Origin of the sequence: Streptomyces zaehneri, assembly GCF_032248645.1 — a bacterium.
Taxonomy (GTDB): Bacteria; Actinomycetota; Actinomycetes; order Streptomycetales; family Streptomycetaceae; genus Streptomyces; species Streptomyces coriariae.
The window spans coordinates 56,512-76,750 of the sequence record NZ_JASTTJ010000008.1 but is presented as its reverse complement, the minus strand read 5'-3'; the positions used below and the strand labels follow the sequence as shown (position 1 = coordinate 76,750).

Sequence of the window (20,239 nt, the reverse complement as noted above, 5' to 3'; positions counted from 1 at the left end):
TCGGCTCACTCGCCGCGGTACAGCTCGCGCTTGTCGATGTAGCGCACGACTCCGTCCGGCACCAGATACCAGACGGGGTCGCCCTTGGCGACTCTCGCACGGCAGTCTGTGGAGGAGATGGCGAGCGCGGGCACCTCGACGAGCGAGACACCGCCTTCGGGCAGACCGGGATCCGTCAGGTTGTGTCCCGGCCGGGTGACGCCGATGAAGTGCGAGAGGGAGAACAGTTCCTCGCTGTCCCGCCAGGTCAGGATCTGACCCAGGGCGTCGGCGCCGGTGATGAAGAACAGGTCGCTCTCGGGGTTGAGGGACCGGAGGTCGCGCAGGGTGTCCACGGTGTACGTGGGGCCACCGCGGTCGATGTCGATACGGCTCACCGAGAACTGCGGGTTCTCGGCGGTCGCGATGACCGTCATCAGGTAGCGGTCCTCGGCCGGGGAGACACTGCGATGGCTCTTCTGCCACGGCTGGCCGGTCGGGACGAACACGACCTCGTCCAGGCGGAACTGCGCGGCGACCTCACTGGCCGCCACGAGGTGTCCGTGGTGGATCGGATCGAACGTTCCGCCCATGACGCCGAGACGGCGCTTTCCCGGGCTCGACGGGCCGGTAGGCATGTCCTGCTCTCCCATGCGTGCAGACCCTACCGGCCCGGTCCCGGGGCCCCGGCCGGCGGATGCCCGGAGCGCCCCGGTATGCCGGACTGCCCGTCGGTGAACACGTCGTGTCTCAGCGGTCGCGGTTGAAGCGGGTGGTGATCCACAGCAGGAGCAGCAGGATGAGGAAAGCGGCGCCGCCGGTGATGTACGGGCTGAGGCTCTCGTGGTTGCCACCGTGCTCCTCGCCCTCGGCGGCGAGGGTGACCAGCTGGGCAGCGGTGCTGTGAAGGCTCATCTTCGGCAGGACCTATCCGGTGAGGGCGGGATAAAGATGTCGGCCCATGGTAAGCGGGCCCTCGCGCGGCGATCACGCCGACTCCGCCATTGGGAACCTTCCCGGCGGCTCAGTCGTCCTTCCGCTTGTAGCCCCGCAGCAGGAACCACGCGGTGAGCACACAGCCCAGGATCATCACGACCAGTACGACGCGGAGCAGATTCCCCGCCCCCTGCTGCTGAGCGGCGGCTTCGGTGAGCCAGGCGGCTGCGGGGTGGTGCTCCATGGGGCGGGACTCCTTCGGCTAGTGCCCGTCCACGGTAACTCCGCCTAGGCTGGGATCCGCTTCGGGGGTGCAAAGGGCCGCACAAGGGTCCGTAAAGGGTCAGGCAGAGGCCACACAGCAGGTAGCGGCCACACAGACGCACATGGGGGAAGACATGTCCGACGACGGCCACGAGCAGAACGACACCGGCCACGAGAGCGTGCCCAGCAGGCAGCGCAGGCGCTTCCCGGGAATCTCCTCCCGTGCGTACGAGCACCCGGCCGACCGCTCCGCCCTGGTGGCGCTGCGCAAGCTGAGCGGCTTCGACACCGTGTTCAAGGCGCTGAGCGGGCTGTTGCCCGAGCGAAGTCTGCGGCTGATGTTCCTGTCCGACTCGGTGCGGGTCTCCGACCAGCAGTTCGCGCACCTCAACGACATGCTGCGCGACGCCTGTTACATCCTGGACCTGGAGAAGGTCCCGCCGATGTACGTCACCCAGGACCCGCAGCCCAACGCGATGTGCATCGGTCTGGACGAGCCGGTCATCGTGGTCACCACCGGGCTCGTCGAGTTGCTCGACGAGGAGGAGATGCGCGCGGTCGTCGGCCACGAGGTGGGCCACGCCCTGTCCGGGCACGCCGTGTACCGCACGATCCTGCTGTTCCTGACGAGCCTGGCGATCCGGATCGCGTGGATCCCGCTGGGCAACCTCGCGATCATGGCGATCGTCACGGCGCTGCGCGAGTGGTTCCGCAAGTCGGAGCTGTCCGCCGACCGGGCGGGTCTTCTCGTCGGCCAGGACCTGCGGGCCTCGATGCGCGGCCTGATGAAGATCGCCGGCGGCAACCACCTGCACGAGATGAACGTGGACGCGTTCCTGAAGCAGGCCGAGGAGTACGAGGCGGGCGGCGACCTGCGCGACTCCGTTCTGAAGATCCTCAACGTGCTGCCCCGCACGCACCCCTTCACCACCGTGCGCGCGGCCGAGCTGAAGAAGTGGGCCGAGTCCCGCGACCACCAGCGGATCATGGACGGCCACTACCCGCGGCGCACCGAGGACAAGGACACCTCGGTCACGGACTCCTTCCGCGAGTCCGCGAGCCACTACGCGACGAGCGTCAAGAGCTCCAAGGACCCGCTGATGAAGCTGGTCAGCGACATCGCGGGCGGGGCGGGCGACCTGGGCGGCCGGGTGCGGCGCGGCTTCGGCGGGTTCGCGGGCTCGGCTCCGGCGGAGGACCAGCCGCCGAGGAACGGCTCGGGCGGAGCGAACGGCTCGGACGGCTGGGACGGGACTACGGACACGCCTCCGCGCGCCGACAACTGATCCGAAGCACGGCCCTGAGCGGATGCCCGGAGCGAGTTCACACCCTCGGCTGTGCGCTCGTCGCGAGCGACCCGCACAGGGCCGTCGCGCCGCCCGTCGCGTAGGGGTCCGTGCCGGCCGGGCCGCCCGTCTTCGCGGTCTGGCCGGCCAGCAGCGGACGCAGGTGGTTCGTGGAGTCCTCGGCGCAGGACAGCGGGCCCGCCTGGACGTAGGACACGATCAGCTGGACCTGGTGGGTGCGCAGGTCGGTGCGGTCGAAGCGGAAGTGCAGCTCGCGGCGGACGGTGAAGAGGGAGGCCGCGGTGTCGGCGCCCGCGCCGGCCGGCCGCAGCGCGTACACGAAGGTGTGGTCCGCGGTGACCTCGAGGGTCGCGGAGTCGGTCTCGGCGGCCTGGAGCGTGCCCTGGACGCGGACGTTGCTGTCGGCCAGCTGGGCCTGGGCGGGGTCGAAGCGGACCAGCCAGCCGGTCGGCGCGTGCCGGCCGTCGGCGGCCGGGTGGCTGAAGCTCTCGTCGAACTGGTCGAGCTGCTCGGCGGCGACCAGGGCCCGCACGGGCCGCACCTGCTGCCGGGTGAGCACCTCCGGGTAGAGGGAGGAGTGCACGATGTACTCCTTGGCCGCGGTCAGGGCCGTGACGACCTGGCTGTCGGAGAAGTGCGCGGTGCGCCGCGAGGCGGGCAGCGGGATGCCCTCGGCGCCGATCCGGAACTGCGCGGCGGGACTGTGCGCGAACAGCGACTCGGGGTCGGCCGCGCCGGGCACGACGCCCTGTGGGGAGAGCGGGATCACGGTCATCCGCAGGGGCTCGACGGACCGACGGGCCACGGAGCTCTGGTAGGGGTTGCGTACGCCCATGTAGATGGCCGTCCCGAAAGCGACGGCGATCAGCATGACCAGGATCAGGACCTGCCGCGACAGGCCCCGGCGCCGGGGCGGCCGGCGACGGACGGCGGGCGCGTGGTCGGCCATGCGCTCCTGCGCGGAGTACTCCTGGATGCGGGCAGCACGGACGAACGATTCGTCGAAGACGACGGATCGGTACTCGTCCTCTCCACCTCCGGGAGTGCCCTCGGGTGTCCCCTCCGGTGGGTCTCCAGGGCCGGCCATACTTTCAGAGTAGGTCGCACGGACCTCAGGTAAACGCCCTGCCGCACGGCAACTTCTGACAGACGCTCAGGGCGTGCGCGGAACCGCCGAGACAGGTGGCCGGGAGTAGTGGGTGGACGCCGAGGGAGGCGGCACGCTCCCCTGTTCGAGACCGGTCGTGGCGGGCGAGGGCAGCTGGTCCCGGCTGCTCGACGAGGCGCCCCGGTAGACCGCGGCGAAGGCCAGCGCGACCATGCCGACGCCCATGACGAGGGCAAGCATCCAGGCGACGGGGCGATGCCAGCGGACCTGCCTGCCGTACGCCCCGGAGGCGCCGTAGCGGCGCTCCCACGCTTCGGGGAGGTCGGCGTCGTCCAGCTCGTCGAGATCGGGATCATGGCCGAAATCGCCGGGTCCGTCGGAACCGTAGGCATCGTCGTAGTGGTCGCCTCTGGCGCGGGCCCGGCGGGCCTCGGCCTCGGAGGCCTCGGCTCTCGCCTCCGCGGCGGCCAGGAGGCGCTCCACGGCGGTCGGCTCGTGCACCACGGCCGCCTTGACGAACGCCTCGTCGAAGACCACGGAGGCGAACTCTTCGTCCGACACCCCGCGGTCGTGGTCGTCGTCGGGCTCCCAGCCGTCAGGGAACGGCGTACCCCCCACGTCCTCCGGCACAAATCCAGAGTAGACCTGGGGGGTCAATTTGGGCAGTCGGTAGGGAAATTCATCCGCCGGATGAGACACCTCTCACGACCGCCCCGAAGGGCGTTTCAGCGCCGTACGTGCCCGTCGCCCGTGACGATGTACTTGGTGCTGGTCAGCTCCGGGAGGCCCATCGGGCCCCGGGCGTGCAGCTTCTGGGTGGAGATGCCGATCTCCGCACCGAAGCCGAACTGGCCGCCGTCGGTGAAGCGGGTGGAGGCGTTCACGGCCACCGTGGTGGAGTCCACCAACTGGGTGAAGCGGCGGGCGGCCTGCTGCGAGGTGGTGACGATGGCCTCGGTGTGGCCGGAGGTCCACAGCCGGATGTGCTCGACGGCCCGGTCCAGCGAGTCGACGACGGCGGCGGCGATGTCGTAGGAGAGGTACTCCGTCTCCCAGTCCTCGGGCGTGGCCTCGACCACGGTCGCCTTGGAGTCCTCGGCATAGGCCAGCACGCGCTCGTCGGCGTGCACGGTCACGCCCGCCTCCGCGAGGGCGTCGAGGGCGCGCGGCAGGAACCGGGGGGCGATGTCCTGGTGGACCAGGAGGGTCTCGGCGGCGTTGCAGACGCTGACCCGGTGCGCCTTGGAGTTGATCAGGATGTCGATCGCCATGTCGAGGTCGGCGTGGGCGTCGACGTAGACGTGGCAGTTGCCGGTGCCGGTCTCGATGACCGGGACGGTGGACTCCGTGACCACGGTCCGGATGAGCGAGGCGCCGCCGCGCGGGATGAGGACGTCGACCAGGCCGCGGGCCCGCATCAGCTCGCGCACGCTGTCGCGGCCCTCGCCGGGCACCAGCTGCACGGCGTCGGCGGGCAGACCGGCCCCGCCGACAGCGTCGCGGATCACCCGGACGAGGGCGGTGTTCGACTCGTAGGCGGAGGACGAGCCGCGCAGCAGGACCGCGTTGCCGGCCTTCAGGCACAGGGCGGCGGCGTCCACGGTGACGTTCGGGCGGGCCTCGTAGATGATGCCGACGACGCCGAGCGGGACACGGACCTGGCGCAGGTCGATGCCGTTGGGGAGGGTGGAACCGCGGACGACCTCGCCGACCGGGTCGGGCAGCGCGACGACGTCCCGGACGTCGGCGGCGATGGCCCGCACCCGCTCCGGGGTGAGGGTCAGCCGGTCCACGATCGCCTCGCTGGTGCCCGCCTCGCGGGCCTTGGCGATGTCCTTCGCGTTGGCCTCGACGATTTCGCTCGTACGGACCTCCAGCGCGTCCGCGATGGCGAGCAGCGCGTCGTCCTTGGCGGCCCGGGGCAGCGGCGCGAGGTCGGCGGCGGCCGCCTTGGCCCGGTAGGCGGCGCGGGTGACCGGGGACATGGAGTCGTACGGCGAGAGCGTGGTCATAAGGGAAGGGTAGTGCGCCGCGCGGGCCGGTCCACCGTTCGTTCCACACCCCGAGATGTGCCGCCGGAACACTCCGGGGCCCGCCGACGAGGGACTCAGTACGGGTGGACGCCGACCGGGGTCGCCGGGGCCGGTCCGTAGCCCTCCGCGATGCGCTGGTGATAGGTCTGGCGGTCGATGACCTCCAGGCCGACGATCTCCCAGGGCGGCAGCCCGGCGGTCTGGCGGTGCTCGCCCCACAGCCGCAGGGCGACGGCGGCCGCGTCGTGCAGGTCGCGGGCCTCCTCCCAGTACCGGATCTCGGCGTGGTCGCCCGCGTACCTGCTGGTCAGGAGGAAGGGATGGTCGTGGGCGAGCTGTTCGAGGGCGCGCCGGACCTCCTTCAGCGGGGCCTCCTCGCCGGAGACGCTGAGGGTGACATGCCACAGCCGCGGGAGGTCCACGGGCTGCCCGCCCTTCGACTCGGCGCCCTCCTGGGCCAGGTACCGGTCGCCCGCCGCCACGCTCGTCAGGGCGCGCTCCTCGCCCGGCGCGCGCGAGGGCGCGGGACTCGCGGCGCGTGACGAGGCCGGACCGGCCGCACGCGGCGCCGCCGAACCGGTTTCGCCGGTACTCCCACGGGTCGCTGCCACCCCAGGGCGCACTCGTCTCACGACGGCCTCCTTTACGCAGCGCTCGTGCGGAATCTGTCCCTGGAACAAAGTTGAGCAGTCCGCACGGCTCCGCGGGGCGGTTTCACGGAACGTCCCCCACCGGTACGGACCGTTCGAGCGGGTTTACGGGTGCAGGAGCACCAGGTCGTCCCGGTGGACGACCTCGCGCTCGTACTCCGCGCCCAGCTCACGGGCCAGTTCCCTGGTCGACCGGCCGATCAGCCGGGGGATCTCCTTGGCGTCGAAGTTGACGAGACCGCGGGCCACCGCGCGGCCCCGGGTGTCGCGCAGTTCGACGGGGTCACCCGCGCTGAACTCGCCCTCGACGGCGGCGATCCCGGCCGGCAGCAGCGAGGTGCGCCGCTCGACGACCGCGCGCACCGCCCCGTCGTCCAGCGTCAGCGAGCCCTGCGGGGTGGAGGCGTGCTGGAGCCACAGCAGCCGGTCGGCGGAGCGCTTGCCGGTGGAGTGGAAGTAGGTGCCGGTGTCCCCGCCGGTGAAGGCGTCGGCCGCGTGGACGGCGCTGGTGAGGACCACCGGGATGCCGGCGGCGGCCGCGATCCGGGCGGCCTCGACCTTGGTGACCATGCCACCGGTGCCGACGCCCGCCTTGCCGGCGCTGCCGATCTCGACGTGCGCCAGGTCCTCGGGGCGCCGCACCTCGGCGATCCGTGAGGTGCCGGGCCTGCCGGGGTCGCCGTCGTACACGCCGTCGACGTCGGACAGCAGGATCAGCAGGTCGGCGTGGACGAGGTGGGCGACGAGGGCGGCGAGCCGGTCGTTGTCGCCGAAGCGGATCTCGTCGGTGGCGACGGTGTCGTTCTCGTTGACGATCGGGAACGCGCCCATCGCGAGCAGCTCGTCGAGGGTGCGGGAGGCGTTGCGGTGGTGGGCCCGCCGGCTCATGTCGTCGCTGGTCAGCAGCACCTGGCCGACGCGGACGCCGTAGCGGGCGAAGGAGGCGGTGTAGCGGGCGACGAGCAGACCCTGGCCGACGCTCGCGGCGGCCTGCTGTCGGGCCAGGTCCCGGGGGCGGCGGCGCAGGCCCAGCGGGGCGAGGCCGGCGGCGATGGCGCCCGAGGAGACGAGCACGATCTCCTTCTCGCCCCCGCTGCGGCTCTTGGCGAGGACGTCGACGAGCGCGTCGACCCGGTCGGCGTCGAGCCCGCCGGAGGCGGTGGTCAGCGACGAGGAGCCGACCTTGACGACGATCCTGCGGGCCTCGCTCACGGCCTGCCTTGCCCCTGCCACCTTGTTCTTCGCCCCTCGCGTAGGTCGACGGCTGCCCGCCTGGCAATCTACGCGAACAGGGGCGGAGGCCGCGCAGGAGTTTCAGCTCGCGGACAGCGCGCCGCCGTAACCGTTCGCTCACGCTTTGCGTACGGCAAAAAGGTTGTACCGGTTCCCCATCTGATTTGAAGAGAACACAAATTTATTTTGAAGTTTGTGTCACCTACAGTTCGCCCTGTGAAGCGCATACTCCTGAGATCGGGGAAGAGCCCCTTCGACGTCGTCCCCGTCGAGGAAGCCCTCCACCGCGACGTGATCGCCACCAACTCCGGCAACCTGATCTTCAGTGATGCCGCACACAAGATCCTCACCACGCCGGACTCCGAGGTCTTCTCGAACGGCATGCGCACGGACGTGAGCGCGGCGGCCCGGATCAACGAGGAGTACGACGCCTTCGTCGTGCCCCTGGCCAACGCCTTCCGGCCGACCTTCGAGCAGCCGCTCCAGCGGCTGACCAGGCTCATCGGGAAGCTGAAGATCCCGGTAGTGGTGATGGGTGTCGGCGCGCAGACCGGCGTGACCTACGACCCGGCTCGGCTGAAGCCCATGGAGGCCAGCGTGCGCGCCTTCTGCGCGGCGGTGCTGGAGCACAGCGCCTCCATAGGCGTGCGGGGCGAGTTCACCGAGCAGTACCTGAACGACATGGGTTTCCGGGACGTCGAGGTCATCGGCTGCCCGTCGATGTTCATGCACGGCGACCGGCTGCCCGTCGAGAAGAAGACGCCGACGCTGACCGCGGAGTCGCGGATCGGCGTCAACGGTTCGCACACCGCGGTGCGCGGCGGCGGCCTGCACAAGGTCATCACGCGTACGCACGAGCGCTACCCGAACCTGCGCTACATAGGCCAGAACCTCACCGACGCCAGGCAGCTGCACTGGCGGGACGTGGACTCCGCGGCCGGCCGGATCACCGAGATGCCGACCCACCCCGACCACCCGATGTACCGGGAGGACAAGGCCCGGGTCTACATCGACCCGATCACCTGGATCGACGACCTGCGGGACTTCGACTACTCGTTCGGCTCGCGCATCCACGGCAACATCGCGGCACTGCTGGCGGGCACTCCCGCGACGGTGCTGGCCTTCGACTCGCGCACGCTGGAGCTGTGCCGCTACTTCGAGATACCGCACCGGCTGCTCAGCGAGGTGCCCGCGGACCTCGACCCGGCCGACCTCTACGAGGAGGCCGACTTCAGCGGGCTCACCGGCAACCACAAGGAGCGCTTCGACCGGTTCACGGCGTTCCTGGACAAGAACGGGCTGCCGAACACCTTCACCCACGGCGACGGGGGCGTGGCCTTCGAGAAGAAGCTGCGCTCGCTGTCCTTCCCGCCGGGCGTGCGCCCCTGGAACGACGCCGACCTCGCCTCGCTGGCCGGCCGGTTCGGCTGGCTCCAGCAGCGCATCACCGAACTGGACACCCACAACGCCCAGTTGCAGCGGGACCTGGCGAAGAACCGGCCCGGCGCGAAGGCCGCGGCCAAGGCCGCCGCGGTCATCCCCGCCCCGTCGATCTACCGTCGCGCGAAGCGCGCCGTGGGCCGCCCGCTGCGCCGCGCGCTGAAGCCGAGCAAGTAGGCCCCGCCGAGCAGGACCGGGCGACACCACTGCCGGGCGGCAACACGGACGGACGGCACCTGACCGGACGGCGCCACGGCACGGCGGAACCGCACGTGGGCTCACGCCGCCGCCGTGCCGCCCGGCCGCATCGTGCGCCGGAGCCGGCGAAGCCTGCGGCGGACCTTGCGGACGAAGCCGCGCAGGAAGGTCTCGGTCGGGTCCTTGCGCCAGCCGGGGAAGTCCTTGGCCTCGCGCGGCTCGGCCAGGTAGACCCGGTCGGGCAGGCCGGCCGTGCGGGAGCCGTAGTGCGGGTAGGCCAGGTAGAGCTGGGTGTTGCGCTTCTTCAGGACCGGGACCGGCTCGCTCTTGGCCTTGATGAACTCGAGGACGTCCACGAGGAGTTCGGAGCGCTGCCGGGCCACCAGCTCCAGGCGCAGCCGCTCGTGGACCCGGAGCCGCTGGGCGACGCCCTCGTTCCAGTAGGCGTCCATCAGCGGCTTGGCCAGTTCCATCTTGGTGCGCCGGATCTCCTCGTCGTTCCTGAGGAAGACGGGTCCGAACTGCGGCAGCACGGTGACGAGGAAGGGGCGGACCATGAGCACGTCCCGCTTGGCGCCGGGCGGGACGAGCCGCTCCAGCAGGCCCATCAGGGCGCGCGCGGAGTCGAAGCGCAGGGTGTAGCTCCCGCTCTTCGTCACATGCTTGCCGTCGGTGCGGCCCACCAGGTAGTAGCAGGTGTAGTCGGCGACCACGGAGACGCCGTCGGCCCGCAGATAGGCCTCCATCGTGAACAGGGCGTCCTCGCCCGTCCACAGCGACTCGTCGAAGCGCATGCCGTGGCGCTCCAGGAACTCCCGGCGGAACAGCTTCTGCGCGCTGAGGGTGAACTTGATGTTGGAGGAGTAGACGTCCGTACGGTCGAGGGTCTCGCCCCACATCGACCTCGGCGGCTTGCGGTTTATGCCCTCGACGCGGCCGAGGACCACGTCCGTGCCGTTGCGGTCGGCCATGGCCACCATGCGCTCCAGGGCCTCCGCGCCGAGCCGGTCGTCGGCGTCGAGGAAGAAGACGTAGCGCCCGGTGGCCTTGGAGAGGCCGACGTTGCGCGGGCCGCTGGGGCCGCCGGAGTTCTCCTGGCGGATCACGGTGACGGCCATGGGCACGCGGGCGGCGAACTCCTCCAGGTACTCCCCGGTGCCGTCCCGGGAGCCGTCGTCCACCGCGATGACCTCCAGGCGCGCCGCGTCCAGGCTCTGTGCCTCGACCGATGCCAGGCACTCGACCAGGTACGGCATCGCTTCGTACGCCCCGATGACCACCGTGACGTCAGGCTGCGCAGTGGTCACTTTTCCCTCTCATCACGCACCGGTTCCCCCGCATGAAGACTTTGGATACCCGGTAGACGATGGATGAACGGGGTGGGTTGCCTGGGTTTCGGTACGTGTCCCACGTCACAGAACGCAACTGAGGCCGGGCCCCCGAAGAGTACTCTCCGGGGGCCCGGCCTCAGGAAATACGGGCGTCAGCCAGCCGTAACACCCTTGGCATCCTTGGGCAGTTCCGTCGCGTCGTCCGGCGCGGCGCCGACCGCGTTGTCCGCCGCGGCGGCGTGCGACTCCTGGCCGACATTGCGCGCCTCGGCCTTCAGCGCGAGGTTGGTGATCGCGGTGTCGAACTGTTCGAGCGAGGTGGGCTCGTCGGGTCCGAGCAGGTACTCCTTGAGTTCCTTGCGGTCCTTGGCCAGCGGATCGGCGGCCGGGTCGGCGACCGCGTCGAGCAGCTGGTCCAGCTCGGCGGCGCTGTTGGTGAGGATCACCGCCGCGCGCACGGCGGTGTTCTGCCGCCTGAACTCCTCGGCGCCCAGCTCCGCGGAGTCCGCGACCGCATACGGCTTGCCGCTCGCGATGAAGTCCGAGACGACGCTGGAGATGTCCGAGACCATCGCCTCGGAGGCGTTGAAGCAGTCGTACAGGCGGGGTCCGGCGCCGGTGATCACCCGGTGCTCGAAGGAGGGGAAGGAGCGCCAGTAGGCCTCGTTCCACTCGGCGCGCAGCCGGGCGGCCTCCTGGTGCTTACGGACGTCGACGATGCCGTCACGGCTCGTCACGGCTTCGTCGGCGCGCTCGTCGAACGCGAGGGAGAGACCGTCCAGCCGGGCCTTGAGGCGGGTCAGTTCGGCCTTCGCCTCGGCCTCGGACGCCGGGTCCGCGGTGAAGCGGGGGTCGCCCGCGCGCTGGGCGGCGGCCTTCTTGATCAGGGCGGTGATCCGCCGGTGCGCGGCGCCCGCCTTGGCGCTGCGGGTGCCGGTGAAGGGGTGCGGCTTGTACAGGACGCGGACCGGGGGATCGGCCGCGACCAGCTTCTTCACGATGTTCTCGCCGGCCAGCAGGAGCGAGGTGTTGCCCGGGTTGTCGTCCCAGCCCTCCCAGGTGGGCGCGTACAGGACCGTCGCGATACGACCCGCGGGCGTGCCCTGCGAGGTCCTGATCGGCGCCAGCTGCGGACGGCCGACCTCCACGATGTCCTCGTCGCGGATGCCGACGTCGGCGATGGCGTAGCGGTCGCGGCCCGCGCGGCCGGCGGTCCACACCTCGTCGTAGACCTTGCTGAACGGGTTGACGCTGGCGAGCTTGTCGCTGTCGCCGTGGCCGATGAAGACGTGCTTCATGGTCGGCACCCGCAGCAGGTGGATGTTCTTGCCGACGTTCGCGCAGTACAACGCGACCCGCACCATGGACAGGTCCATGTTCATCAGGTGCACCCCCCCGGGCACGCAGACGACAGGGACCGAGGTGGGCGCCATCTTCTCCAGGACGGTGCGCTCACGCAGGATGACCAGGGGCCGGGACTCCATCTGCTCCATGGTCTCCAGCCACATGTTGACCTGGTAGGCGGAGTCGTCGGAGCCGGAGAAGTACAGCACCGTCTGCGGCCGGTACTCGCGCAGCCAGGCGCTGACCGTGCCGAGCACCTTGTCGGCCTTCGGCGGCAGCCGCTTCGCCCGCAGGTGCGGCACCAGCACCAGCACGTACAGCGCGCCCAGGCCCAGGGTGACGCCGATGCCGGCGAAGCCCGCGGCCTCGGAGTCGGTGACCGCGCTGACGAGCAGACCGACGACGGCCGCGAGGTCGAGGTGGAGCATCTTCACGGTGGCGCGGCTCAGCAGCCGGCGCGGCGGCGCGTCCGGGATGTGCAGCCTGGAGGCCAGGTCGACGTTCCTGGTCACGACCGGCATCTGACGGCGCTTGCCGATCAGGGTGATCAGCGCGCCGTGCGGGGCCTGGAGCCCGAAGAACACCGTGAAGCACGCGATCGCCGCGTAGAAGACCGGCTCCTGGGAGAGGTCGAGTCTCGCCAGCAGCAGGATCAGCAGCAGCTCGCGGACCAGGAACCGGGTCGACAGACCGGCCCGCACCTTGCCCAGGAGGCCGATGAGGCGACTGCCTTTGCGGTGGAGGTAGAGGTCCGCCAGGTACGTCACGGCGGCCGCGGCGGCGAAGGCGGGGGCGCTCGGAACGAGCGCGGCCACCATGAGGCCGGGGTAGCCCAGCATCATGAGGACCGCCGCGGCCAGTTCGGCCGCGCTGCCCACCCGGGCTACGCGAATAGCGGTGGATATCACGGAGAAACCTGCTCTGGGAGGGGGCCGGTCAGAGGTACTAAAAGTCCGGAAAATCCTTTGTGAAGGTTTCGGGAGTTTTACGGATCAGGCCTCTGTGAATTCTCCGTAAACAGGGATCCACAGAGGCCTGAAAAATCGATGGCTATTTACGCTGGATTATGCCATGCCATCCTGTCGGTCGAGCACTCCGGCCAGGGCCTGCTCGAAGCCGGACGCCCGACCGGCGGCCGCCGTGGGGTCCTGCTGGCGGACGTCGATCACGTGCCCGGTGAGCTCGGAGAGCAGCACGTCGAGCGAGGTGCGGGCGACGGCCTCGGAGGAGAGCAGACTGCCCGACGGCTCCTGACCGAAGGCCTTGGTGCGCATGGGTGTGGCCGTGCGTTCCGGGTTGACGCAATTCACCCGGATGCCGTCACCGGCCCACTCGTCGGAGAGGGCCTGGGTGAGGTTCACCATGGCCGCCTTGGTCGAGGAGTACAGGCTGTACTCGGCTCGTCCCCGGGTGTAACTGCTGGAGGTGTACAGCAGCAGCTGACCCTTCGTTTCCGCCAGGTACTTGTACGCCGAACGTGCGATCTGCACCGGTGCCAGGTAGTTGACTTTCAGCGCTTCCTCGATGGTCGCGTTGTCGGTCTCGGCCAGCTTGCCGATGCGCAGGACGCCCGCCGTGTTGACGACGTAGTCGATGCGCCCGGTCTCGCTGTACGCCTTGGACAGGGCGTCGTCGACCTCCTCCGGGTTCTCCACGTGCGTGCCGGTGGTGGAGCGGCCCAGCGCGTAGACCGTGGCTCCGTAGGACCCGGCGAGCTCGGCGATGTCCTTCCCGATGCCGTACGAACCGCCGAAGACGACCACGGTCTTGCCGGTGAGGAGCTCGCGGTAGACCTCCTCGCCCATCTGCTCGGGGGCGGCCGAGGAGGCCAGCTGGAAGAGCTTGTCGGCGATGAAGACGTCGACGGGCTGGGTCACCTTCATGTTGTACTCGTCACCCGCCACGACGTGGATCGGCACGTCGGGCAGGTAGCGCAGCACGACGGTGCAGTCGTCGGTGGCCTGGAAGTTGGGGTCGCCCGCCGCCACCTCGTAGGCCCGGCGGATGGTGGACAGCTTGAACGCCTGCGGGGTCTGGCCGCGGCGCAGCCGGGAGCGGTCCGGGATCTCGGTGATGAACTCGCCGTCCTCGCCGTGCGTGCGCGTGACGATGATGGTGTCCGCGGACGGGATGGCGACGTCGACCGCCTGGTAGCGCTCCAGCGCCGTGACGCAGTCGTCGATGACCCGCTGCGAGAGCAGGGGGCGCACGGCGTCGTGGAAGAGGACGTTGAGGTCCTCGCCGTCGGCCAGCCCCTCGCCCAGGGCCGCGATGGCGCGCTCGGTGGTCTCGTTCCGCGTGGAGCCGCCCTCGATGATCTTCCGGACCTTCGTGAAACCGGCCTTGGACACGATCTTCTCGATGTCCGGCACGTAGCCCGGTGCCATCAGCACGATGATCTCGTCGACCGAGTCGGCCTTCTCGAAGGTGGTCAGGGTGTGCTCGATGACTGCCTTGCCGGCGATCTTCAGCAGCTGCTTGGGGATCGACAGACCCACCCGCTGACCGGTGCCACCGGCCAGGATCACTGCGGTGGTACGGGGCTTGGCTATGTGCTGGGACACAGAGGACCTACCTTGGGGCGACAGGGAACGGGGAAATGGTCCCACTTGCGGTAACCGCGATGCAAGGTGAGCGCCGTTCGCTGCAAATGTGCACGCAACCCGGCATTCACCTTGCGTCGCCGGTGATTGATTGGGCACCGGCGCGGCTTCCCATGGATGGTCCCTGGAAATCCTGTGAGTTACTCCACAAGGAGTATGTCATTGCCGAGAGTGACGGAGCGCCACGGGCACGAGCGGCGCCGGACGGCGTCAGTGCCGCCGCAACCGCCTGAGGCAACGGTGTCCGAGAACCCGCACGAGCTCCTTCGACGAGGTCTGGTGCACCGCGCGCGCCGAGCCCCCGCCCGGCGCCGCGGCCACCGCGGCGAGTGCGCCGTACAGGGCCTGAGCGGCCACCTCGGGAGCGATCCGGGCCTCCCCCGGCCCTTGCCCGGCGGGCTCGGGCACGGCGGACGGAGCGGACAGCAGGGCCGGGTCGCCGATCACCCGCACCCCCGTCGACCCGATCCGGCCGGCCATCTCGGCGCCGATCCCGGTGGCCGCCCGGACCGCCCAGTCGGGTGTGGAGATCCTCACGTCCTGTGAGGTGGGACTGCACGTGTTCTTCATATGCATGACCGCACCGTTACGAACCAGCAGGGAATAGAGCTCGTCGGGGAGGCCATTACCGCGGAATTCCTTGTTGAGGTTCCGCAGCATTTCGGTCTCGGCGAGGGTGAGAGATCGATTCGCCGTGTCCGGAACGGGCTGAAGGAGATTGACGGGCAGTCCGAGCAGTCCCTCGAAGGCGCGCAGGAGCCCGCCCCGGTCCCGGTCGTCCACCACGACGACGGTGACCCGGTCGGCCCCGACCACCCGCACCCACCGCTCGACCAGCCGGTCGTGCCGGTGCCGGCGCCAGAAACTGGGGTTGGGCTTCTCGTAGGGGGCCTTGCGGAGCATGTGCTCCAGCCACTCCTCGTAGCCCATGCGCAGGCCGTTCTGCACGTACTGCTGCCACTGCGAGGGCATGATCCGCACCAGCGGGCGCAGGGTTACCAGCACCTGCACCGACTCCCCGCCGAGCTGCTCGACGATCCGCCCGGCGGTCGCGTCGTCCGGGGCGTCGGCGAAGAACTCGCTGCTGATCACGCAGGTGTGGCGGCCGGCGGCGTGGACCTGGTCCACGAGCCGCGTCCAGTGCCGTTCGGTGGGCGTGGCGTCGCCGATCATCCCGGTCCGCGAGCAGGCCGCCAGCACGGCCTGCATGGGATGTCTGCTCTGCGCCGGGTACGCGACGCCGTACGCCGGCAGCCTCTCCTTCGCCGCGAAGAGGGCGCCCTGGACCGAGGTGGTCCCGGTCTTGTGCGGCCCTATGTGCAGCAGGCGGGTGCCGGCGGGCAGCGGGGCGGGTTTCCCGGGGGCCGGGGCGCCGTCGCTCGTCCGGTCCGAGGCGTTCCTCCGGTCCGAGGGGTGCGTAGAGTCCGAGGGGTTCGTACAGTCCGTCTCCATGGTCAGAAGACGGTAAGAGGGGTTCCTTAGGGGACGCTGAGAGGAGCCTGGGGCCCAGATGAGTCCCGGGCGTGGTCCCGGACGTGGTCCCGGGCGCCGGTCGGCGTTCTCCTCCTCGGGGTTCTCACACCCGCCGCACTCCGCTCTTACCGTCCGCCACTCGCAGCCTCGCGAGCGTACGGGCCGTCGCCTTCGGCTCGAGGACCGTGTCGACGACGCGCACGGTCGCCTCGACGGCGTCGGCCCGGATGTCGAAGAGGTGATAGCCGCGGTGGGCGTCGATCAGCTTCCAGTGCGGGTTGTCGGCCTTCAGCGGGTCCCACTGGGCGTGGAAGGCGGCCTGGTCCTGGTCGCCGTTGCTGGAGACGGAGGTGCCGACGAACTCGGCGCCGACGACGGCGGATCCCGGGTCGGCGAAGTCCTTCCTCAGGTCGCTGATCATGGTCAGGTGCCGGTCGCCGCTGAGCACGACCGGGTTGCGGACCGAGGCGAACTCCCGCAGGAGGGCGTTGCGTTCGGCCTGGTAGCCGTCCCAGGCGTCGTAGTACCACTGCTTGCCGGGGCCGCCCAGCAGATCGGTCTCCGCCAGCATGATCTGCGAGGCGACGAGGTTCCAGCGGGCGTCCGAGCCGTGCAGCGAGTCGAGCAGCCACTGCTTCTGCTCGGCGCCGAGCATGGTGCGCGCCGGGTCCTGGGCGCCCGCCTGGCCGGTGGCCTGGTCGGTGCGGTACTGCCGGGTGTCCAGCACGTTGAGCCGGGCCAGCCGGCCGAACTGGAAGCGGCGGTGCATACGGATGTGCGGCCCGTCCGGGATCGCGGCGGCCCGGACCGGCATGTGCTCGTAGTACGCCTGGTAGGCCGCGGTCAGCCGGGCCACGAAGGCGTCGTGGGTCTGCCGGCCGGGATCCTGCGGGATCTGCCCTGCGTAGTCGTTGTCGACCTCGTGGTCGTCGAAGGTGACCACCCAGGGCGCGTGGGCGTGCATGCGCTTCAGGTCGGGGTCGGAGCGGTACTGGGCGTAGCGGTTGCGGTACTGCGTCAGCGAGTACGGCTCGCCGCTCCCCTCGTGCCGCCGTACGGCCGTGGCCGAGGGGCCCGACTCGTAGATGTAGTCGCCGACGAAGAGGACGACGTCCGGGTCCTGCGCGAGCATGTCGGCGTACGGCGTGAAGTAGCCGTGCTGCCAGTTCTGGCAGGAGGCGAGCGCGATGCGCAGCGGGCCGCCGGAGCTGAGGAGGCCGGGCGCGGTGCGGGTGCGGCCCACGGGCGAGAGCTGGCCGCCGGCCCGGAAGCGGTACCAGTACACGCTGCCCGGACGGAGCCCTCGCACATCGACGTGAACGCTGTGCCCGTACGCGGACAGGGCCTGGGCAGTGCCCTTGCGGACGGAGCCGGAGAAGCGCGGGTCGGGCGATATCTCCCACTGCACGGGGACGGTCCGGTCGGGCATGCCGCCGCCGTTCAGCGGGTCCGGGGCGAGCCGGGTCCACAGGACGATGCCGTCGGGCAGGGGGTCTCCGGAGGCGACGCCCAGGCTGAACAGCCCGGCGGGCAGCGGCGCTTCGGCCGCGCGGGCGGTGGCGGGCAGCCACAGCTGGGCGGAGGCGGCGGCACCGACCACGGCGGCGCCCGCGGTCAGGAAACGGCGACGGTCGGCAGCCATCCGTTGAACTCCCTCGCCTCGTGGGCCTCTTGGGCGCCAGGTCTTCGGCGGACCAGGCCCCGGGGACCCTCGGCCCCTTGGACACAGCGAGACTGTCATGCGACGCGGGTCAGCCTGCTGAACTCAGGAATTCACGTGCACGAGGACGCTGCACCGCTCGACGTGGCGCAGGAACTCAAGACCCAGGCCCTTGCCCTGGCTGGCGCCCGGGATGAGGCCCGGCACGTCGGCGATCGTGTACACGGTGGAGCCGGCCGTCACCACGCCCAGGTTCGGGACCAGGGTCGTGAACGGGTAGTCCGCGATCTTCGGCTTGGCGGCGGACAGGACGGAGATCAGCGACGACTTGCCCGCGCTCGGGTAGCCGACGAGGGCCACGTCCGCGACCGTCTTCAGCTCCAGGACGATGTCCTGGAAGTCGCCGGGCTCGCCGAGCAGCGCGAAGCCGGGCGCCTTGCGGCGGGCCGAGGCCAGCGCCGCGTTGCCGAGGCCGCCGCGGCCGCCCTGGGCGGCGACGAACGAGGTGCCGTGGCCGACCAGGTCCGCCAGCACGTTGCCGGCCTTGTCCTGGATCACGGTGCCGTCCGGGACCGGCAGGATCAGGTCCTGGCCGTCCTTGCCGGAGCGGTTGCCGCCCTCGCCGGGCTTGCCGTTGGTGGCGCTGCGGTGGGGCTTGTGGTGGTAGTCGAGGAGCGTGGTGACCGACTGGTCGACGACCAGGATCACATCGCCGCCACGGCCGCCGTTGCCCCCGTCGGGGCCACCGAGCGGCTTGAACTTCTCACGGTGGACGGAGGCACAGCCGTGGCCTCCGTTACCCGCGGCGACATGGAGTTCGACGCGGTCCACGAAGGTGGTCATGGTAGGTGCCTCCAGCACTGCGAAAACGTTCGGGTTTCTTACTGCCTAACACGCGAAAGGCGGACCCGCCTTCCCACACGGGAAGTGAGGTCCGCCTCGCGAAAGCTTCCGATCAGGCGACCGGAACGATGTTCACGACCTTGCGGCCACGGTGGGTACCGAACTCCACCGCACCGGCGTTCAGCGCGAACAGCGTGTCGTCGCCGCCACGGCCGACGCCCGCACCGGGGTGGAAGTGCGTGCCGCGCTGGCGGACCAGGATCTCACCCGCGTTGACGACCTGACCGCCGAAGCGCTTCACGCCGAGCCGCTGGGCATTGGAGTCGCGACCGTTCCGGGTGGACGATGCGCCCTTCTTGTGTGCCATGTCTCCTCAGTCCCTTACTTCGCAGCCGCGGGGATCTCAGTGACCTTGATCGCCGTGTACTGCTGGCGGTGGCCCTGACGACGGCGGTAGCCGGTCTTGTTCTTGTAGCGAAGGATGTCGATCTTGACGCCCTTGTGGTGGTCCACGACCTCGGCCTGGACCTTGATGCCGGCCAGCACCCACGGGTCGCTGGTCACAGCGTCGCCGTCGACAACGAGCAGGGTCGAGAGCTCGACCGTGTCGCCAACCTTGGCAGTGGAAATCTTGTCAACCTCAACGATGTCGCCGACAGCAACCTTGTGCTGGCGACCACCGCTGCGCACGATGGCGTACACGCGGATCTCACTCTCTCGCTCTGGGACGGCATCCCCGCAGTCCAGCCACCCGGGATCGAACACGGACGGCCTCTCCCGACCACCGAGGTAACCGGCACCCGGGAGGAAGAGGGTTTACGGGGATGTGACATGTCAGCCGACACGCCGAGGGTCAAGGCTACGGGCCCCGGCTTGAGGGGTCAAACCGGGCCTGCGCCCGACATCATCCCTCTCGACGGTTCGCACGGCCGACCGGAGGGGGCGCCGCGGCAATGGCGGTCGTGGGGGCGGTGCCTTCACGGCGACGGCCACCGTCGTCCTCATACGACCGTCGTCCTCATACAAGGGGTCAACCGGGTCGCCGCCGACGGACACCCGGCGAACGCCCCCGTGCGGGCCGGGGCCGCCCTCGCCGGAGGCGCGGCCCCTGCCCGTATGCTCGCCGGGCGTAGCCAGACACCGGAAGGCGGAGAAGTGAACTACAGGGTCCAGCCCAGCGCCCAGGTCGACGCGGGTGCCGAGATCGGCGCCGGGAGCAGCGTGTGGGACCTCGCCCAGATCCGGGAGGGCGCGCGGCTCGGCGAGGGCTGCGTGGTCGGCCGTGGGGCGTACGTCGGTTCCGGTGTCCGCATGGGCGACAACTGCAAGCTCCAGAACTACGCGCTGGTCTACGAGCCGGCCGAACTCGGCGACGGCGTCTTCATCGGCCCCGCCGCCGTCCTCACCAACGACCACAACCCGCGCTCCGTGGACCCCGAGGGCAAGCAGAAGCGCGGCGGCGACTGGGAGGCCGTCGGCGTGCGCATCGCCGACGGGGCGTCCATCGGGGCGCGCGCGGTGTGTGTCGCTCCCCTGACCATCGGCCGCTGGGCGATGGTCGCCGCGGGCGCCGTCGTCACCAAGGACGTGCCGGACTTCGCGCTGGTCGTGGGCGTCCCGGCCCGCCGGGTCGGCTGGGTCGGGCGGGCCGGCGTCCGGCTGGTGGAGCGGGACGGGGAGCCCGGGGTGTGGGAGTGCCCGCAGACCGGCTCCCGCTACGACGAGAAGGACGGCACGCTGGTCGAGCGCACCGCGTAGACAACCCGTCCGCGTTGACCCGATTTACGTACCTGTAAACGCAAGGTTCACGAAATCGTTATGCGAGTGGGCCGAAGCC

At 70.3% G+C, this 20,239-nt stretch carries 18 protein-coding genes and 1 pseudogene; 3 read left to right on the top strand and 16 right to left on the bottom strand.

Translation table 11 applies throughout. From position 1 onward, the window contains the following. Positions 1–5: 5 nt before the first annotated feature. The 3 genes from nadD to QQM72_RS15485 all read right to left on the bottom strand — a co-directional run bounded on the left by nadD (position 6) and on the right by QQM72_RS15485 (position 1,159). Complete coding sequence (gene nadD / locus QQM72_RS15495; RefSeq protein WP_314221455.1) at positions 6–632, bottom strand: nicotinate-nucleotide adenylyltransferase; 627 nt, start codon at positions 630–632, stop codon at positions 6–8. 97 nt (positions 633–729) lie between these two features. Beyond that, a complete protein-coding gene (locus QQM72_RS15490; RefSeq protein WP_020127785.1) occupies positions 730–894 on the bottom strand; it encodes a hypothetical protein in 165 nt (54 codons plus the stop codon). Between the two features lie 109 nt (positions 895–1,003). Then, complete coding sequence (locus tag QQM72_RS15485) at positions 1,004–1,159, bottom strand: hypothetical protein (protein ID WP_199825130.1); 156 nt, start codon at positions 1,157–1,159, stop codon at positions 1,004–1,006. Positions 1,160–1,313: 154 nt separating this feature from the next. On the opposite strand from QQM72_RS15485, the gene QQM72_RS15480 reads away from it, so the two are divergent. Then, complete coding sequence (locus QQM72_RS15480) at positions 1,314–2,465, top strand: M48 family metalloprotease (protein ID WP_399077458.1); 1,152 nt, start codon at positions 1,314–1,316, stop codon at positions 2,463–2,465. A 37-nt stretch (positions 2,466–2,502) separates the two neighbouring features. Here the strand turns inward: QQM72_RS15480 and QQM72_RS15475 are convergent, their stop codons facing one another. The 5 genes from QQM72_RS15475 to proB all read right to left on the bottom strand — a co-directional run bounded on the left by QQM72_RS15475 (position 2,503) and on the right by proB (position 7,489). Continuing rightward, positions 2,503–3,573, bottom strand: a complete 1,071-nt coding sequence (locus QQM72_RS15475) for an SCO2583 family membrane protein (RefSeq protein WP_314221453.1) — start codon at positions 3,571–3,573, stop codon at positions 2,503–2,505. A 66-nt stretch (positions 3,574–3,639) separates the two neighbouring features. Next, complete coding sequence (locus tag QQM72_RS15470) at positions 3,640–4,224, bottom strand: SCO2584 family spore wall biosynthesis protein (protein ID WP_449657429.1); 585 nt, start codon at positions 4,222–4,224, stop codon at positions 3,640–3,642. 95 nt (positions 4,225–4,319) lie between these two features. Further along, positions 4,320–5,606, bottom strand: coding sequence for a glutamate-5-semialdehyde dehydrogenase (locus QQM72_RS15465; RefSeq protein WP_314221451.1), 1,287 nt, complete (start codon positions 5,604–5,606; stop codon positions 4,320–4,322). 95 nt (positions 5,607–5,701) lie between these two features. Continuing rightward, positions 5,702–6,259 (bottom strand): hypothetical protein, encoded by a 558-nt coding sequence (locus QQM72_RS15460; protein ID WP_314221450.1) that lies wholly within the window; start codon positions 6,257–6,259, stop codon positions 5,702–5,704. Between the two features lie 123 nt (positions 6,260–6,382). After that, complete coding sequence (gene proB, locus QQM72_RS15455) at positions 6,383–7,489, bottom strand: glutamate 5-kinase (RefSeq protein WP_314221449.1); 1,107 nt, start codon at positions 7,487–7,489, stop codon at positions 6,383–6,385. A 237-nt stretch (positions 7,490–7,726) separates the two neighbouring features. Between proB and QQM72_RS15450 the strand changes: the two genes are divergently transcribed. Then, positions 7,727–9,127, top strand: a complete 1,401-nt coding sequence (locus QQM72_RS15450; RefSeq protein WP_314221448.1) for a polysaccharide pyruvyl transferase family protein — start codon at positions 7,727–7,729, stop codon at positions 9,125–9,127. Between the two features lie 101 nt (positions 9,128–9,228). On the opposite strand, the gene QQM72_RS15445 is transcribed toward QQM72_RS15450, so the two are convergent. From QQM72_RS15445 to rplU, 8 genes and pseudogenes are all read right to left on the bottom strand, one after another. Beyond that, complete coding sequence (locus QQM72_RS15445; RefSeq protein WP_314221447.1) at positions 9,229–10,455, bottom strand: glycosyltransferase family 2 protein; 1,227 nt, start codon at positions 10,453–10,455, stop codon at positions 9,229–9,231. A gap of 176 nt (positions 10,456–10,631) precedes the next feature. Further along, on the bottom strand, positions 10,632–12,731 hold the full coding sequence (locus QQM72_RS15440; RefSeq protein WP_314221446.1) for a hypothetical protein: 2,100 nt from the start codon (positions 12,729–12,731) through the stop codon (positions 10,632–10,634). Positions 12,732–12,887: 156 nt separating this feature from the next. Continuing rightward, entirely contained in the window at positions 12,888–14,387 is a 1,500-nt protein-coding gene (locus QQM72_RS15435) for a bifunctional cytidylyltransferase/SDR family oxidoreductase (RefSeq protein ID WP_314221445.1), read from the bottom strand. A gap of 249 nt (positions 14,388–14,636) precedes the next feature. Beyond that, positions 14,637–15,878, bottom strand: a complete 1,242-nt coding sequence (locus tag QQM72_RS15430; RefSeq protein WP_314221444.1) for a hypothetical protein — start codon at positions 15,876–15,878, stop codon at positions 14,637–14,639. A 124-nt stretch (positions 15,879–16,002) separates the two neighbouring features. Further along, a complete protein-coding gene (locus QQM72_RS15425) occupies positions 16,003–17,541 on the bottom strand; it encodes an alkaline phosphatase D family protein (protein WP_314221443.1) in 1,539 nt (512 codons plus the stop codon). A 132-nt stretch (positions 17,542–17,673) separates the two neighbouring features. Continuing rightward, a pseudogene (gene obgE, locus QQM72_RS15420) lies at positions 17,674–18,402 on the bottom strand (GTPase ObgE); the annotation flags it as partial. 112 nt (positions 18,403–18,514) lie between these two features. Beyond that, on the bottom strand, positions 18,515–18,769 hold the full coding sequence (rpmA, locus tag QQM72_RS15415) for a 50S ribosomal protein L27 (RefSeq protein ID WP_007381992.1): 255 nt from the start codon (positions 18,767–18,769) through the stop codon (positions 18,515–18,517). Between the two features lie 14 nt (positions 18,770–18,783). Beyond that, positions 18,784–19,104, bottom strand: coding sequence for a 50S ribosomal protein L21 (gene rplU / locus QQM72_RS15410; RefSeq protein ID WP_007381993.1), 321 nt, complete (start codon positions 19,102–19,104; stop codon positions 18,784–18,786). A 453-nt stretch (positions 19,105–19,557) separates the two neighbouring features. Between rplU and QQM72_RS15405 the strand changes: the two genes are divergently transcribed. After that, positions 19,558–20,160, top strand: a complete 603-nt coding sequence (locus QQM72_RS15405) for an acyltransferase (RefSeq protein ID WP_314221442.1) — start codon at positions 19,558–19,560, stop codon at positions 20,158–20,160. The last annotated feature ends 79 nt before the right edge of the window (positions 20,161–20,239 follow it).

Bases quoted from the DNA above. Each gene is read 5' to 3' on its own strand.
- nadD (WP_314221455.1), bottom strand. From the start codon at position 632: ATGGGAGAGCAGGACATGCCTACCGGCCCGTCGAGCCCGGGAAAGCGC.
- QQM72_RS15490 (WP_020127785.1), bottom strand. From the start codon at position 894: ATGAGCCTTCACAGCACCGCTGCCCAGCTGGTCACCCTCGCCGCCGAG.
- QQM72_RS15485 (WP_199825130.1), bottom strand. From the start codon at position 1,159: ATGGAGCACCACCCCGCAGCCGCCTGGCTCACCGAAGCCGCCGCTCAG.
- QQM72_RS15480 (WP_399077458.1), top strand. From the start codon at position 1,314: ATGTCCGACGACGGCCACGAGCAGAACGACACCGGCCACGAGAGCGTG.
- QQM72_RS15475 (WP_314221453.1), bottom strand. From the start codon at position 3,573: ATGGCCGGCCCTGGAGACCCACCGGAGGGGACACCCGAGGGCACTCCC.
- QQM72_RS15465 (WP_314221451.1), bottom strand. From the start codon at position 5,606: ATGACCACGCTCTCGCCGTACGACTCCATGTCCCCGGTCACCCGCGCC.
- QQM72_RS15430 (WP_314221444.1), bottom strand. From the start codon at position 15,878: ATGGAGACGGACTGTACGAACCCCTCGGACTCTACGCACCCCTCGGAC.
- QQM72_RS15425 (WP_314221443.1), bottom strand. From the start codon at position 17,541: ATGGCTGCCGACCGTCGCCGTTTCCTGACCGCGGGCGCCGCCGTGGTC.
- rpmA (WP_007381992.1), bottom strand. From the start codon at position 18,769: ATGGCACACAAGAAGGGCGCATCGTCCACCCGGAACGGTCGCGACTCC.